Raw genomic sequence first — 16266 nt, forward strand, 5'->3', positions numbered from 1 at the left:
GACTTTCCTCCTCGGTCCGCCGGCCTGGTTTTTTCCAGTCTTTTGGCATTCAGAGTGTTCCGTTCATGTTTCCGATGACGCCTATCGCGACGGCGCTTGCGCTGTTGATGTGTACGAGTGCCCTGGCCGCACCTGCTGCCTCGGGCGCTTTGACTACCGGCAATCTGCTGAGTCAGGCCCAAGGCTTGCCCGCCGGTTTTGCCGATCACTTTTTCGACGTGCCGCTGGCGGTACGTGTAGACCTTGACCAGCAGTTGCTGGGCGAGGCACTGATTGTGTTGACCCGGGATGATCGCGTCACCCTGCTCGAGTTCACCGACACCGGTGACAGCAAGGTCCCGGCCGCCACCCGCGACACCTGGCAAGCCCTGCTGGAAAAGGGCGTGGCGCTGGGTGCCTGTACCCAATCCTGTCCGGAAAAAATGCTCTCGGCGTTCTACAACCTGGAAAACTCCCAGTTGGCGATCATCACTCAGAATGTCGAGCTCAATGACGATGCACCGCGCTTTTACCAGCAACCGGAAGACGGCAGCCTGGGGTTGATCATCAACAACCAGCTCAACCTCAACGGTGGCCAGGACAACAAACTGGGCGGTCGCTACGGGCTGCAGGCCAGTTCCAGCATTGGCAACTGGAGCCAGGTGTTCAACCTGCAACTGGCGCGACAGAGTGGCGATAACGAACAGATGCGCCACGCGATCCATGAGCTGTACACCCAGCGGGAAATGGAAGGGCAATTTTTTCGCCTGGGTCATTTCACCCCCAATTCCGACGGCCTGACCCGCCAACTGCGCAGCTTCGGTGCCAGCCCTGACACAGCGCTGGGCCTGATGTACGGGAGTTCCGACAGCTTGGCCATCAACAATGCCAAGCCCAGCGTGTACCCGATCTATGTCACCGCCAACCGCCAGGCGGCGGTGGAGATTTACCGCAACGGTCTGTTGATCAACACCCAAGCCGTGGCAGCCGGCCTGCAAACCCTGGACACCCGGCCATTGCCCGGCGGTATCTATGAAGTGGAAGTGCGCCTGGTGGAAGACGGCCTGACCACCAGCACCACCCAGGAGTTGGTGTACAAACCCAGCAACTGGCGCAACGCCGAAGACCCGTGGCGCTACAACCTGTTTGCCGGGCGCGAGACCAAGCTGTTCAGCAATTGGGACGAACAAGCCTCTGGCGCGATGACTGCGGGCGCGTCCATCAACTACCTGTTGCACCCACGGGTGATCCTCGGCCTGTCGGCACGCCAGGTGCGTGAACAACTGCAGTACGGCGGTTCGGTGGACTGGACGGTCGCCAACAACACCAGTCTCTACACCAACCTGTACCAGACCCAGGACCACGGCACCGGCATGGACCTGCAAGCGCTCTACACCTTGGGCGCCACCAACCTGGTGTTCAGCCACACGCGCAGCTGGCTCGACACCCGCGACACCTACGAAACCCTGCCGGACGGCACCCGCCTGCGCCGCAATACCTTCGTGGGCGAGGCCAGCAACACGGCGCTGTCGGTCAACCACCGGCTCGATGCGAAAAACACCCTGAACATGCGCCTGTCCCACAGCGAAGGCAATGTCGAGGGCGCCGGTATCGACCTGGGTTGGAGCCGTCATGACAAGCTGTTCGGCAGCGATGCCAACTGGCGCTTCTCGGTGTTCGACCGGCCCGGTACCTCGGGTACCAACGACGCGCGCAATCGTGGTGTAGACGTAAGTGTCAGCATGAACCTGGGCCGCGATGGCCGGCAGATCTCCGGCAGCATCGGCACCCGCACCGCCCGTGACGGCGGGCGTGACAACAACGCCTCGGTGACCTTGCGCCAAGACCTGACCGACCACTTCCTGCAAAGCGTCTCGGCCACGGCGATCACCGACACCTATGGCGTCGGCCTGTCGGGCATGGCCAGTTTCAATACCGACGCGATCAGCGGTGACGGCTTCGTGCAGCGCAGTTCCTTCAACGGCGACTTCAGCGGTGGCCTGAACCTCAACAGCACCCTGGTGGCCGGTGCCGGCAAGGTATTGCTGAGCAGCCAGTACCAGGGCAACGGTGCCGGCATGATCATCGACGTGGAAACCGACCTCGACGAGATCGCCTTGCGCGCCGATGACCTGGGCGGCGGCAGCACCCTGTTGCGGCCCGGGCGCAATTATGTGCCGGTGTCGGCCTACAAGAGCAGCAGCGTGGCCTTCGACTTTGAAGGCAACCACCCACCGGCGGCCAATATCCAGCCGGCGCGCTCCAGCTACCACCTGAACAAGGGCGGTGTGGACTACCGCAAAGTCACGGTGATGAAAACCGTCACCGTGCTGGGCCGCTTGCTGGATGAACACGGCACACCTCTGCGCGGCCACCACGTGATCAATCACGCCAGCCGTGGGGTCAGCGAAGTAGATGGGTTCTTCTCCATGGAAATGAGTTCCAGCTCACCCACCCTGCAAGTGCGCTACCAGAACCAGCTGTTGTGCCAGTTCCGTCTGGACCCCAGCAAGGCGCCAAGCGAAAGCGACGTGCTGATGATCGGCGACTTGCGCTGCACGCCGGATACGTTGGCCGAAGTCGCCCATGCGTCAGAGGCGGCCGGATGAATTTTTTACCCAGAACAGCATGCGTTCGCAGCAACGAGTTGATCAGCATGAACAAGCCTGGCAACACAATGTGGCGCGCTGTCGTATTGGCCGCTTCGTTGGGTTCGTTCACCCCTTGGGGCCTTGCGGCCACACAAGACATTACCGCTGAGTTCCGACCGGACCCCAGCAATCCCATGGTGAACAGGTTCACCAATACCACCCCGCAGAGCGGGGTATGCCCTGGGCATATGCCGGCACGGTGTGAAGCATTGGGGATTTTCAGTATCCGCACCTGGGATATCAACTTTGTCGCCACCGGCCCGATAGAGGCCAACCATGCGGATCCGCGTCAAGGCTTGATGTTCAAGGTCCCCTCCGAGTGGCGCAGTTTCGAGGTGATATCACCCAAGGGCGACCGCAAAACCGTCGAGATGCGTATCTCGGGTATTGGCAGCCGTTTCAATACAACCAACCCTCCGGGCGTGCATGCGTGGAGTTCATTACCCGCCAACTGGACGCATCCACCTTCCCCCTGCCAATACACCGGCATGTGGGCGGCGGCCCCCACGTTGCGGCTGTGGTTCTGGCTGGTACCGGAAGGTGGCGGTGCGTGCAATCTAGTGACGCCGTTCAATGTTCCCTCCTCCAGTTTCAGCATGCTTGAGTACACATATGAACTGAGGACACCTAACCCCCTGGACATGGATGCTGGGCAATACAGAGGGTCGATTACTTACGGGGTCGGGCCGCACCAGGATTTCGATTTTGGTGACATTTACCGGCCAAACGATGATGTGCTGACCTTCAACTTCGACCTTCGAGTGGAGCACAACCTCAAGGTTGACCTGCCCCCCGGAGGCAACCGTATCGAGCTGTTGCCCGAAGGCGGCTGGCAAGCCTGGCTCAATCGCGGGCGGCAACCTTCGAAGCTGTTCCGCGACCAGACCTTCGTCATCTCGGCCAGTACCCGTTTCAAGATGCAGCTCGAGTGCAGCCTGGCCATCGGCAACACCTGCGGGCTGCGCAACGGGGACGGCGACGAGGTGCCGCTGCAGGTCGGCGTGACCCTGCCATTTGGCTTGCGCGACCAGTACGGCCAGGCCGTGAGCAAGCTGCCCTTGCGCCTGGACGGTTCCGGCACTGAGCTGTTTCAGCCCGGCCACTACGTGAACAGCCGCCCCGCCAGCCTGCACTTTGCCGTGGAGCGAGACGACGTGAAGGAAATGCTCAAACAACCGGGCAGCACCTACACCGGCGTGGTCACGGTGATCTGGGATTCGGAAGTCTAGGCAGGCATCTACCGCACATCAGCCGCTGGGCTGGGTTCAATCAATGAGGCGTAATCAAACATGAAACAAGCAGTGTTATCGGTCGGGCTGGTGCTGTTGTCGTTGTCCGCTCAGGCGGGGCCGGCGATCAACGTGGGGGTGGTGTACGACTACCTGGAGGGCGATCGCAGTTCCTACCTCAAGCGTGTCTATAACGGCGGCACCAGTACCGCATTCATCAAGGTCAATGTGCTGGAAATCGTCTACAACGCCGACGGCACCTCCAAGGAAGTGCCGATTACTTCGATGACTGACGCCAAGGGCGGCGCCACCAACCGTGACGGCCTGATGGCCAGCCCGGCGCGGCTGATCGTGCCGGCGGGCGGGCGTCAGGGCACCCGCTTGCTGTACATGGGCCAGCGCGACACGGAACGTTACTTCCGTGTGCGCTTCATCCCGGTGGTGCCGGAAAAAGAAGACGACTTTGCTGTCACCGATGAAGAGCGGGCCGAGTACAAGGACGCGCTGGCCGCCGGGGTCAACGTCATGGCCGGTTATGGCACGGTGTTTTTCGTGCGCCCACAGAACACCCGTTTCGACACGCAGATCAGCCAGACCACCAGCCAGTACACCTTGCGCAATGCCGGCAACAGCGTGGTGGTGCTCGATGAGTTCCGGGACTGTTCGGTGGCGAAGAAAACCGACTGTGAAGCCACCACCAAGCACCACATCCTGCCCGGCCGTCAGCTGGTGTTCGAGAAAAAGCCCGAGCGCCAGTTCAGTTTCCAGCTGATCGAAGGCCGCGACAAAAAACCGATGACGGTCAACAGCAACGGGTGATGACAATGTTCAAGCAACTGACGGCACTGGCGGTACTGATGACCCCTGTGTTCCTGGGCGAGCCGGCGCAGGCGTTCCAGGAACGCCACAGCTTCGATGTGTCGGTGACCATACCGATCGAAGAAGCCTATGTGCTGCCTTCCGAGCCGGATTGGATGGGGCATGACCAAGTGCTGGCGTGGGACCTGGCGACGGCGCGGCTTGGCCGCCTGCGCAAGAACTTCGACGTCAAGAACATCAACGGTGGCGTGACCGCCCGCCTGGGCGACACCCCGTACTTGCTGAGCGGGCGCAACCGTATCGAGTTGCAGGTGTTGTTCAATCGGGTGCCGTTGACCCTGGATGCCACGCAGGTACTCAGTGCCGAGGAGGCGCGCCCGGGGCGCCGCGCCGAACTGGAGATTGCCGCTATCGAACCACCTGACGGTTACCGCGGTGGCGAGTATTACGGCACGGTGCACTTGATGTTCGATTTTCCCGCGCCATAAGCCTGGCGAGTGAAACCTTGTGGGCCCGCGATACGGAGCGATTATGCGACTGTTCACCGTTACAAAAAAATGGCTGGGGCCTTGTGCGCTGGCGCTGGGCCTCAGCTGGGCGAGCCTGCCGGTGCAGGCGCTGGAGCAAAACATCTCGGCGGTGTTTCGCCCTGACCCGACCAACCCGATGGTCAATAAATTCCAGAACACCACCCCCCACAGTGGCATCTGTGCCTGGCATGTGCCGGCGCTGTGCGAGTCACTCAACACCTTCAGTATTCGTACCAACGAATTGGTGTTCAACTCGAACGCGCAAATCGAGGCGGACCATGAAGACCCGCGCAAGGGCGCGTATTTCAAGGTACCGTCCTCCTGGCGCGATGTGCAGGTGACCCATATCGCCACGGGTCAGGTTGAAACGGTACAGATGCGCATCGCCGGCTTCGGTGGCCGATGGAGCCTGGGCGGTGGCGCCAGAGTGGGCGTTTGGGCCAGAAATGGCTCCTGGGATTATTACTGGCGTTATGGTGCAGCACCGTGTCAGGGGGTCAGGTATATCGCGGCGTCCAGCACTTTTTTACTCTACTTCTGGACCATTCCTGAAAATGCAGGGGCTTGCAACGTGGTCCCCACCTCGCCGATTCCGCAGATGGTCTATAACCCCGTCGAGTATGGCTATGAACTCAAGACCCCGAATCCATTGGGCATGGCCAGCGGTGAATACCGCGGTTCGGTCAGTTACAGCATCGGCCCAGGAGGGGATTTTGATCTCGGCGATGTGATGATGCCCAACGACAATACGCTGACTTTCAACTTCACCCTGTCGGTGGAGCACAACCTCAAGGTCGACCTGCCACCGGGAGGCAACCGCGTTGAACTGCTGCCCGAGGGCGGCTGGCAAGCCTGGCTCAATCGCGGGCGACAACCGTCGAAACTGTTCCGTGACCAGACCTTCGTCATCTCCGCCAGCGGACGTTTCAAGATGCAGCTCGAATGCAGCCTGGCCATCGGCAACACCTGCGGTCTGCGCAACGGCGCGGGCGACGAGGTGCCGCTGCAGGTCGGGGTGACCTTGCCTTATGGCTTGCAAGACCAGTACGGCCAGGCCGTGAACAAGCTGCCCTTGCGCCTGGACGGCAGCGGCACCGAGCTGTTCCAACCCGGCTATTACGTCAACAACCGCCCCGCGAGCCTGCACTTTACCGTGGAGCGGGACGACGTGAAGGAAATGCTCAAGCAGCCCGGTAGCACCTACACGGGCGTGGTCACGGTGATCTGGGATTCGGAGGTCTAGGTTTGAAAGCGGTTGGGCGGCCAACGACTTCAGTGGCTGGCACGCCACCCAATCAGGAACCACCACACATCACCTCACCCGACCCTTGCAGATAAGGCATCAACAACGGCGCCATGCCTTTGAGCACTTGCACCGGCAACGCCGAGGTGAATTTGAAGCCTTGCGCCGAACTGCCGGGCACAAAGGCGGTGAGTGTGCCGAAGTGGTGGTCGCCGATAAAAAACACAAAAGTGGCGGTGCGGTTGATCGCCTTGGAACTGATCAAGCGCCCACCGGCACCCATTGCCTGGATGCGGTTATCGCCCGTGCCGGTCTTGCCGCCCATGGCCATTGGCGTGCCGTCGGCCTGGGTGAAACTGCCCGACACGCGTTTGGCCGTGCCAGCGTCCACCACTCGCGACAACGCCCCGCGCAAGGCGCTGGCAACTTCGGACGGCATCACCCGTTTGCCGGGGTCGGGCGTGTTGACCACACGGGTGTCGTAAGGGGTGCCGGCGGCAAAGTGCAGGCTGTCGATGCGCAGCACTTTGCCGCGCACGCCGTCGTTGAGGATGATGCCCATCAGTTCCGCGAGCGCGGCGGGGCGGTCTCCCGAACTGCCGATGGCGGTAGCCAGCGACGGTACCAGGTGATCGAACGGATACCCCACCGCTTGCCAGCGCTGATGAATATCCAGGAAGGCTTCGACTTCGAGCATGGTGCGGATACGGCTGTCGCGCGCGCCTTGATGACGGCTCTTGAACAGCCAGCTGTACACCTCCTGGCGTTCGAACTGGCTGGCCTTGACCACTTCGCTGAAGGTGGCCTGCGGGTGGTTGAGCAGGTAACCGAGCAACCACAGGTCCAAGGGGTGGACCTTGGCGATATAGCCTTGGTCGGGCAGGTCGTAGGTGCCGGGGCCGTAGTCCTTGTACAGGCGTTGCAGGCGCTCGTCGCTGAGGGCTGCGGTGGTTTTTACGCCGGTCAGGTGGGAGCGCACGAAGCGGTTGAAGGTGTCTTGGTTTGCTTCAGGAAACAGGTAGCGATGTACGGCCGCCAAGCGAATCGCGGTGGGGTGCAGGCTGTCGAGGAAGGTTTCCAGGCGCGCCTGGGTGTCTTTTTTCTGGTACTTCTTCCAGAACTTGAGCAGGAAGGTGGTGCCTTCGCGGTCGGCAAACCGGGCCAGGTATTCCTGGCGGCGCGGGTCGCCGTCATCCTTGAGCAATTGCGCACTGTTGTTGGCGCCGGCATAGGTGACGTAGCGCGTCAGGTCGCGCATGAGGCGAATGAACGGCAGGTTGATCGACTCGCGCAGCGCGTCACGCAATGTGGGGCTGCGGCCGTTGTCTTCGTTGCGAAAATTATGGAAATAATGCATCCCGCCGCCGGTGAAAAACCCTTCGTTGGGGCTGGCCGAATAGGTGCGGTCCAGGGCGGCCTCAAGCATGGTCGCCAGGGATTTGTCCGAAGCCTGCAGCAAGTAATCGACGGCCCAGCGACTGAGCCGGTCTTGCTCGGCGATGTCGGCCTTTTTCAACGCTGCTGGGGTTTGTGTGGCGTAGCGATCATGCAGTTCGCTGATGATTTGCAAGTAAGTGGTGAGCACCCGCAACTTGGCGGTGGAACCCAGTTCCAGCTTGCTGCCTTCGTTGATATCGAAGGGCTGGTCGGTGTTGTCGGTTTGCACCCGCACCCGTGAGCCGTCGGCGGTGCGTTCGAACAGGGTAAAACTGTAGCGCACTTGCGGCGTGCTGGCGGGCGTCAGCAGGCGTTCGCCGAGCAGGCCGATGTTGCCCGCGAATGCCGGGTCGGCCAGTTGCTTGAGGTAACCGGTCACCTGGTTTTGCAGTTCGGCCTGCAAGGTGCTGGTGGCCGCGAGGTCAAGGCGGTCGAGATCGTACAGCGGCCGGTTGAGCAGGGCCGCCAGGCGGCTGCGGGCTACGCTGACGCCTTTGTTGCTGTCGATCGGTTGCAGTGTGGGCTGCTGCAGCCAGTCGCGATAAGTGACGCGCGCGGCCAGTGCAGCCTTGAGCAACGTCGGGTCGATTACCGCGTTCTGCGCCAGCAGCCGCAGGTGGCTGTCGGTGAGTTGCTTGAGTTCGTCGCGACCGTTGGCCAGGTAATGGGAAGGGCGGCGCTGGGCGATCATCAACGACAACACCTCACGTAATGCCAAGCCCCGTGCCGCCAGGCTGGCCGGTGTGGTGGCGGTATCCTGAAGCGCGCGGTTGACCTGGGCGAAATCGGCGCCGTACCACACCCGCAACCCTTCGGCCATGCCATGCACTTCGCCGTGGCCCGGCACGGCCGACAGGGGCACGCTGTTGAGGTAATCACGCACTATGTTGCGCCGCGCCGCAAGCGTAGCGGGGCCATGCTGGTAAGCGCGCACGCTGGCGGAGAGCATCTGGCGGATTTTCTCGCTGCCCGACAGGGTCAGGCCGTCGGGCGAGTGGCGGTACTTTTCCAGCTGGGTGGCCAGGGTGCTGCCGCCTGCCGCTTGCCCCGGCAGGTGCAACTGGCGCGCCACTTGCGACCAAGCAGCTTTGGCGAAGCGCGGCCAGTCCACGGCGGGGTTGGCTTGCGCCGGTTCGGGATCGAGCAGTGCACGGTTTTCGATAAACAGCAGGCTGTGGATCATCAGCGGCGGAATGTCATCGAAGCGGGCGTACAGCTGGGTCGGGTAGTTGAATTGATACAGCGGCGCCGCGCGGCAATCGGTTATGGTCAAGCCGGCCTGGATCTTCTCAGCGTAGGGGATAAACAAGCCGTGACGGCTGTAGTCCATCAACGCCTTGGAAAAGCGCGCCTGGGACTCGATCATGTAGTTGCGCTTGAGCAAACGCGGCAGGAACTCGCCCAGTGCGCTGTAGCCCAGGCGCTGATCGAAGGGGCCCGCGCCGGGGTACACCAGTGCATCGCTGGCGCCGGGGGCCACCCGGTAGGTCAGCTTCGCCGCCCACTCGCTGAATATACGAGCCTGCCAGCGTGAGGTCTGCGCCTCCCGGTGCGCGGCGAAACCCAGAGCGATCAAGGCCATCAACGCAATCAACCAGCCCACGCGACGCCAGGGTCTGGTTTTTTTCGGCAAAGGCGCTGGTGACGGGCTGTCGGGGTCGAGGTCAGCCTGGGGGGGATCAGTGTGCTGCAGAGCGCCCATAGTCGATTGATCCATTCCTACAGATTGATCGGACTTGTCTGAAGCGTAGACGCAGTTTGTCGGTCAGGAGGGGACAAATCCAAATGTAGGAGCGAGCTTGCTCGCGAAAACCGTCAACGATAACGAGTGCTTCCTGAATGAGCGCGGCGCCTGTGAGTTTTTCGCGAGCAAGCTCGCTCCTACGAAGGGCAGGCATTTGGGGTTGCCCCAAGCAGCGCTAACTGTTTACAGCCGCCAGTTCTGCACCAGCCAGTAGCGTCTGCGGTTTAACCGCATACCGAGCCCCTCATGACACCTCCCGATACCTCAGCAGACTCACCCCGCCAAACCACCCTCGAGCAAATCGAAACCCTGTTTGGCGAACCGCCCTCATTGCCGTTAGTCGCGCAAGACAGCGCCCAGGCTTACTTGGACCAGCACCTGGGTACCGGCATATGGCAAGCCGGCCTGATCTACATCGGCACCGCCAATGACAGCGACGGCACGCTGGCTTACCAGTCCCTGGCCGAACGTGTGGTGCAGCGGCTCGCCAGCGCGAAACCCACGCTGCTGGTGCCGGACTTTCATAAGGTCGTGCAGCGGCGTCGAGAGATCTTCGAGCCGGGCGGGCCGACCCTTGCGCAACTCGAGCCGCTGATCAACCGCTGCGGCGCGCTCTTGCTCGGCGCCTATGCGCAACGCCTGCAAGCCTGGTGGCGTGAAGCATTGCCGGTGGACATGACGCGCTGGGGTTACCTCTCGGACGACCTGCTGGCCTTGCTCTACGACTCACCCAAACCCCCTGGCCTGAGCGAGGCGCAATTTGCCACGCTGTTCCCCAGGCACCTGCTGCACCCTGTGCGGCCGGATCGACAATGGAATGCTCATGGTGACGCCCTGCGCGTTCGTGCCTTGTACCAGCCAGGCCGGGATGGGCCGCAGATGCTGCCCGTGCTGGTGCTCAGCCATGGGCAACAAACCCTGATGTTCAGCCCCGCCAGTGGTATCCACCCGCTAGCCCGCCTGGACGACGTCGCCGCGCTATTACCGGCCTATGGTGCGGTAGGCCAATGGTTTGCCCAGGACGTTGAGGGCGATCCCTTCGACGCCCTGGCGGCCAGTTACCTGGCGCAGCAGTTACGCGACATCGACAGCATCGACCGCCACCAACCCCTGTTGCCGGGGCAGCACCAGAGGCTGTTGGACCATATCACCGACCCACGTCGCTGGTTCGTTGCCAGCCTGGCTCCCTTGCAACAGACCCTGCGCAGCGCAATGCCAAACTGGCTTGTCCAGGCCGACGATACCGACAGCATCGCCTATGCGCGCCTGCTCCAGAACCTGGTGCTGGCCCGCCAGCGCAGCAACGGCCAGCACTTTCTGGACGGCATTGGCTCGATCCGGCAGTTTGCCGACAACGCCTTGCAAACCTGTCTGCGCACTGAGCCCGCTGCCCAGAAGCTGCGCGCGCAAGATATCCAACTGACATTCAATCGGGTCGTTGCCGCCGCCGTCCCGGTGCCGGGAGGCTTTATCGCCGGGGAAGTAGACCCGGTCACCCTGACCTTGACCGAGTTGGCCCTGGAAAACCTGGCCGGCTTTCCCCACACCGCCAGCGACATCACTCTCAAGGGCGCCAAAGCTCCCAAGTGGCTGACCTACAGCCTGCTCCAACGCTGTGTGACCAAGGCCGACGTGGGCCAGGCCTACCCGGACATGCTGAAGGAAAAGCTGCTGGATGACCCGCAAGAGTCGGCGCGCCGTTTGCAGTTGTTCCAGGCCCAGTTGCGGGTTCAACTGCCGATGCTGGCGCTGGCGTTGAAGATCAAGGCCGAACAGGGCCTGACCGAAGCCGGCTTTCAATGTGTGCACGCCGCGTTGCAAGCCTCGGCTGCTGAACGCAAGGTGCAAGGCCAGGCCATGGCCGTGTGGCCGCTGGCGTTCAAGGCCGCGCCCGGTGCGGTGACGGACGAGGTGACCAACCAGTTCATCATCGGGCCTCGGGATAAGAGCGTTGGCGTACACCTGTTGTACCGACCTTTGCTGACGCCGACGTTGCAGGCGTTTACCTCCATCGAGGCACTGCTTGACGCGATCAAGGCCTCGGGTGCCTTGCAGGAGCAGGTACTGGCGTGGCTGGCCCCGGCTCGGCAAGCGGTGTATGCCCACGGTGGTTTTAACGAACCGCATATCCGCCATTTCCTGCCTGGCGATGAATTCACCGCCTATGAAAAACCTGCACCGGTGCAACTCAGCAAGCAACTGAGCACCGAGGATCCCGCCAGCCTGATTTTCCACGGCACCGCCAGGGCACTGGTGGCACTGGCCGACCGGCAATCGGTGTCGAATGTCGAGCAACGCTGGGCCCAGTTGAAGCAGGCCGGCTGGTTGCTGTTCGGTGCCGTGCTGCCGTTTGCCGGCGAGCCATTGATGCTTGGCGGGTGGCTGCTGCAACTGGTGGAGAGCTTGCAGAACGATATCCAGCGCCTGGCCAGCGACGATCCGCAGGCCAAGAGCGCGGCGGTGATGGATGTGTTGACCAACCTCATGGTGATCCTCGCGCATCAGGCGACGCCCCACGACCCTCTTTGGCCTCTGCAGTTGGAGGCGCCGGTGTTTGCCTCGCTGGCGCGGCCTGAACCCAGCCCGCCGGTGCCGACGCAGGTGCCAGTGCCCATGCGCTTCACCGCGCCGACCGGCTGGGCCAACGCTCGTGGCAATCTGAATGCCGCACAGATCGCACGGGCGCGCGGCCTCAGTCTCCGGGCTTTCTCCGGCTCATGGGCCGGGGCCGAGCAAAGCGGCCCGCAGCGTGGCCTGCTGCGCGACACGTCGCACACCCCGGCGCAGTGGCAGGCGCTGATACGCGGGCAGCTGTACCGCGTTACGGTCAAAGCCGGTGCGGTGCGGGTAGTCAGCGCCGATGGCAGCACCCTGGGGCCCTGGTTGAAACCCTTGGGCGAGGGGCAATGGGATTTCGATGGGCAGTTGCGTCTGGCGGGCGGCAATGCCGACGCCGCCGTCGACGCCAAGTTGAAGGCCGGCGAGGCGTCGCTGTCGAGCCTGGAGCAGCAATACCGCGAGGCAGGTCGCAGGCGGGCAAGGGCCAACGCGACGATGGAAGTGGCACGCCATCTGGCGAGGGAGACAACCAGCAAGATCAGCGAGGAGCAACGGGCCACGTTGCGCGAGCGTTACCGCAAGGAACTGCAAAACAAGGTGCAATGTTCCCAAGAGGAACTGCAATTGCTGATGCGCATGCGTGAAATCAAGCCACGCCCCCATTATGAGCAGGAGCTGTGTGAAGTCCTTGAGTCGCTGATTTTGAGCCTGCGTTTGCTGGATGTGCACATGCGTGAACAGATGGCGCAGATCAATGATCGCATCAAGCCGCTGCTGGAGGTGCTGGAGAACGAGAGCGAAGACGAAGCCGGCTCCGACCTCAACCGCCAGGCCCACGCCGACCTTGACCTGCGCATGCGTGAACAGGTCGACGCCGAAGAGTCTGCCATCCATTGGCGTACCCTGGAGCGCACCTACCTGGACCAACTGCAAGCGGTGCCACGCCTGGGGCGTAACAAGGCGCGTGCGCTGGCGGCGGATGTACCGGCGCGCCCATCGATCCTCGACCTGCAAGCCTTGCAACTGATCACCTTGTGGGGCATCACCATCAATCTCGAGGGCCCGCCCTTGGAGGAAGAGTTTTTCGACAGCTTTAACCAAGTGATCAATCGTGCCCGCTGGGCCAGTCGCTCCCTGGCCGAGCTGGAAAACATGTCCGCCACCCGTGAAGAGCGGGTCGAACTGCTCAAGAGCTTCAGCCATGTCTATGCCACGACCGATGACCATATTCATTTCTGGCGCGCCATGGCCCCGGACACCTTCGACTTGGCCAATCTGGAAAAACTTCAAGGCTTGCTGGCCAGCCTGCATCAGCATGTGGAGCAAGCGCTGGCCGATCTGCTCGCGCCGCCACCAGGCACCAGGCCGGCTAAGCCAGCCCAGGCGACGGGTGCACGACAGAAAAAGATCATTCGTACCCGCAACCGTGATGTGTACGTCGCCCGTATCAAGGCGCCGACCCAGGTCGGCGACACCGGCACGGCGGAACTGGTGGATAACAAAGGCACTGTGATTGCCACCTTCACCGAGGCGCAGGACGGTGTATGGGAACCGCTGGAGCCGCCGGCCAGGCCGCGTGTGGCCAACCCGCAATTGGGGGCGTTGATGAACAAGGGGCAACGCTTGCTGGCAGATGTCGACAAGGCCATCGACAACGTGCAGGCCATGACCGGCAAGTGTGAGCCGCAGTCGCTGCAGGCCTTGCTCGTGGCGCAGGCCAACAGCCGGCGGATGCTCGCTGCCGATATCGACAGCAAACTGCGCCAGCTGGACGTGTCGAGGTTGGCGGCGACGCAACAGGCCAACGCCCGTGTCCGGGCCAGCGACCTTCGGGCGGCGGCGATGCGCCTGGATGCAGCCGGCGTACAGGCGCGCGTGCACGCCAGCAAGCTCAAGTTGGGCAGCGCGGAAGATGTGGATTTTTTGCACACACTCAACGAGGTGCGCATTGTGAGGCAGGGCGCACGCGTGCCGATCAAAGGCAAGTCACGGGACTTCTTGCAGGTGTACGCCGTCGTGGACACGCACACCGGGCAGGCGCTGTGTTACGCGCATTTTCACTACGACAGCCGCGTAGGGCCGGACGACCACTACAAAGACAATGCCGCCCACCTCAAGAGCCCCGAGCAGGAACGAATGGGGCGCCAGGCCCAGGCCGAGGTGGAGGCGCAGGCGTTCGCGCGCATCCGCACCGGCCAGACCGGGCGCGTGCGACAAACCCTGGAAATCGAGCGTGCAAGCATTTCCCGACGCCTGGCCCGGCGCCTGTTTTTCAGCGTGGACTGAGGCGCGCTGGATAAGCCTGGGTTTTGAAAGTTATGTAATACTCTGCGCCGTTTTGCCCTGGCAGGGCCGGTCTAGACAGCGGGAGCCCGATCCGTCGAAGCCGATTTTTCCGGGGCTTATCGCCAAATTTTGCTGTTTATTGAGTGAAAAGCCCTATCGGTAGCTTTTTATACTGCACGCCCCGCTGTCCTGGCCGAGCATTCGCGCCAGGCGGGTTTGCCCACGAGGCAGGCCCGGTCCGGCCGGTGTATGAGCCCACCGGCTGATACGCCTGAGACTCGGTGGCTAAATCCAATAACAAAATGAGGTTGTATCCCTATGCCTGTTGGCAAACCACTGCCCCCTGGCGAGACCGCTCAAGGCGGCCCGCTCAAACGTGAACTGGGCGAGCGCCACATTCGCTTGATGGCCCTGGGCGCCTGTATCGGTGTAGGCCTGTTTCTGGGCTCGGCCAAGGCCATCGAAATGGCCGGCCCGGCCATCATGCTCTCGTACATCATTGGCGGCCTGGCGATCCTGGTGATCATGCGCGCCCTCGGTGAAATGGCGGTGCACAACCCCGTAGCCGGTTCGTTCAGTCGTTATGCCCAGGACTACCTGGGCCCCTTGGCTGGCTTTCTCACCGGCTGGAACTACTGGTTCCTGTGGCTGGTGACCTGCGTCGCGGAAATCACCGCCGTGGCGGTGTATATGGGCGTGTGGTTCCCCGACACGCCGCGCTGGATCTGGGCCCTGGCGGCGCTGATCAGCATGGGCACCATCAACCTCATCGCGGTCAAGGCGTTCGGTGAGTTCGAGTTCTGGTTCGCGTTGATCAAGATCGTCACCATCATTGCGATGGTGATCGGCGGCGTGGGCATCATCGCCTTCGGCTTCGGCAATGACGGCGTGGCACTGGGCATTTCCAACCTCTGGACCCACGGCGGCTTCATGCCCAACGGCGTGCAGGGCGTGTTAATGTCGTTGCAGATGGTGATGTTCGCCTACCTGGGCGTGGAGATGATCGGCCTCACCGCCGGTGAAGCGCGCAACCCGCAGAAGACCATTCCCAGTGCCATCGGCTCGGTGTTCTGGCGCATCCTGCTGTTCTATGTGGGCGCGTTGTTCGTGATCCTGTCGATCTACCCATGGAATGAAATCGGCACCCAGGGTAGCCCGTTCGTGATGACCTTCGAGCGCCTGGGCATCAAGACCGCTGCGGGCATTATCAACTTCGTGGTGATCACCGCCGCGTTGTCGTCCTGCAACGGCGGCATCTTCAGCACCGGGCGCATGCTCTACAGCCTGGCGCAGAACGGCCAGGCGCCGGCGACGTTCGGCACCACCTCCAGTAACGGCGTGCCACGCAAAGCGTTGCTGTTGTCGATCTTTGCCTTGTTGCTGGGCGTACTGCTCAACTACCTGGTGCCGGACCAGGTGTTCGTGTGGGTGACCTCCATCGCCACCTTCGGCGCGATCTGGACCTGGCTGATGATCCTGCTGGCTCAGCTCAAATTCCGCAAAGGCCTGAGCCCGGCCGAGCAAGCGGGCCTCAAGTACCGCATGTGGCTGTACCCAGTCAGCTCCTACCTGGCGCTGGCGTTCCTGGTGCTGGTGGTGGGCCTGATGGCGTACTTCCCCGAGACCCGTGTGGCGCTGTATGTAGGGCCTGCGTTTCTGGTGTTGTTGACCGTGTTGTACTACGCGTTCAAGTTGCAGCCCGCCGTCGCCAACAGCGGCGCGAGCCGCTCCGTCTAAATGTGGGAGCGGGCTTGCCTGTGATAGCGGCAGTTCAGTCATAGATTCAGTG

At 62.3% G+C, this 16266-nt stretch carries 8 protein-coding genes; 7 read left to right on the forward strand and 1 reads right to left on the reverse strand.

Annotation, left to right across the window (positions count from 1 at the left end; all coding sequences use genetic code 11):
• The first annotated feature begins 65 nt into the window (after window positions 1-65).
• The 5 genes from QK296_RS18450 to QK296_RS18470 are packed head-to-tail and all read left to right on the forward strand — an operon-like array spanning window position 66 to window position 6451.
• Window positions 66-2588, forward strand: a complete 2523-nt coding sequence (locus tag QK296_RS18450; RefSeq protein WP_282391157.1) for a CS1-pili formation C-terminal domain-containing protein — start codon at window positions 66-68, stop codon at window positions 2586-2588.
• Window positions 2589-2635: 47 nt separating this feature from the next.
• The gene (locus tag QK296_RS18455; RefSeq protein WP_232964738.1) at window positions 2636-3859 is read left to right on the forward strand and encodes a hypothetical protein; all 1224 of its coding nucleotides are present in this window, start codon (window positions 2636-2638) and stop codon (window positions 3857-3859) included.
• A gap of 60 nt (window positions 3860-3919) precedes the next feature.
• On the forward strand, window positions 3920-4678 hold the full coding sequence (locus QK296_RS18460) for a hypothetical protein (RefSeq protein ID WP_003188891.1): 759 nt from the start codon (window positions 3920-3922) through the stop codon (window positions 4676-4678).
• 5 nt (window positions 4679-4683) lie between these two features.
• On the forward strand, window positions 4684-5166 hold the full coding sequence (locus QK296_RS18465) for a CS1 type fimbrial major subunit (protein WP_003188892.1): 483 nt from the start codon (window positions 4684-4686) through the stop codon (window positions 5164-5166).
• A gap of 43 nt (window positions 5167-5209) precedes the next feature.
• The gene (locus tag QK296_RS18470; protein WP_003188893.1) at window positions 5210-6451 is read left to right on the forward strand and encodes a hypothetical protein; all 1242 of its coding nucleotides are present in this window, start codon (window positions 5210-5212) and stop codon (window positions 6449-6451) included.
• Window positions 6452-6503: 52 nt separating this feature from the next.
• On the opposite strand, the gene QK296_RS18475 is transcribed toward QK296_RS18470, so the two are convergent.
• Window positions 6504-9590, reverse strand: coding sequence for a transglycosylase domain-containing protein (locus tag QK296_RS18475; protein WP_282391158.1), 3087 nt, complete (start codon window positions 9588-9590; stop codon window positions 6504-6506).
• Window positions 9591-9878: 288 nt separating this feature from the next.
• On the opposite strand from QK296_RS18475, the gene QK296_RS18480 reads away from it, so the two are divergent.
• Both QK296_RS18480 and QK296_RS18485 read left to right on the forward strand, forming a co-directional pair.
• A complete protein-coding gene (locus tag QK296_RS18480; protein WP_137204089.1) occupies window positions 9879-14477 on the forward strand; it encodes a hypothetical protein in 4599 nt (1532 codons plus the stop codon).
• Window positions 14478-14795: 318 nt separating this feature from the next.
• Window positions 14796-16214, forward strand: coding sequence for an amino acid permease (locus QK296_RS18485; RefSeq protein ID WP_003188898.1), 1419 nt, complete (start codon window positions 14796-14798; stop codon window positions 16212-16214).
• Window positions 16215-16266: the final 52 nt, after the last annotated feature.

It is taken from the genome of Pseudomonas sp. AL10, from assembly GCF_029960685.1.
Taxonomy (GTDB): domain Bacteria; phylum Pseudomonadota; class Gammaproteobacteria; order Pseudomonadales; family Pseudomonadaceae; genus Aquipseudomonas; species Aquipseudomonas lactis.

What these genes read in the sequence shown, in the direction of transcription:
- QK296_RS18450 (WP_282391157.1), top strand. Translation starts at nt 66, where the DNA reads ATGTTTCCGATGACGCCTATCGCGACGGCGCTTGCGCTGTTGATGTGT.
- QK296_RS18455 (WP_232964738.1), top strand. Translation starts at nt 2,636, where the DNA reads ATGAACAAGCCTGGCAACACAATGTGGCGCGCTGTCGTATTGGCCGCT.
- QK296_RS18460 (WP_003188891.1), top strand. Translation starts at nt 3,920, where the DNA reads ATGAAACAAGCAGTGTTATCGGTCGGGCTGGTGCTGTTGTCGTTGTCC.
- QK296_RS18465 (WP_003188892.1), top strand. Translation starts at nt 4,684, where the DNA reads ATGTTCAAGCAACTGACGGCACTGGCGGTACTGATGACCCCTGTGTTC.
- QK296_RS18470 (WP_003188893.1), top strand. Translation starts at nt 5,210, where the DNA reads ATGCGACTGTTCACCGTTACAAAAAAATGGCTGGGGCCTTGTGCGCTG.
- QK296_RS18475 (WP_282391158.1), bottom strand. Translation starts at nt 9,590, where the DNA reads ATGGGCGCTCTGCAGCACACTGATCCCCCCCAGGCTGACCTCGACCCC.
- QK296_RS18480 (WP_137204089.1), top strand. Translation starts at nt 9,879, where the DNA reads ATGACACCTCCCGATACCTCAGCAGACTCACCCCGCCAAACCACCCTC.
- QK296_RS18485 (WP_003188898.1), top strand. Translation starts at nt 14,796, where the DNA reads ATGCCTGTTGGCAAACCACTGCCCCCTGGCGAGACCGCTCAAGGCGGC.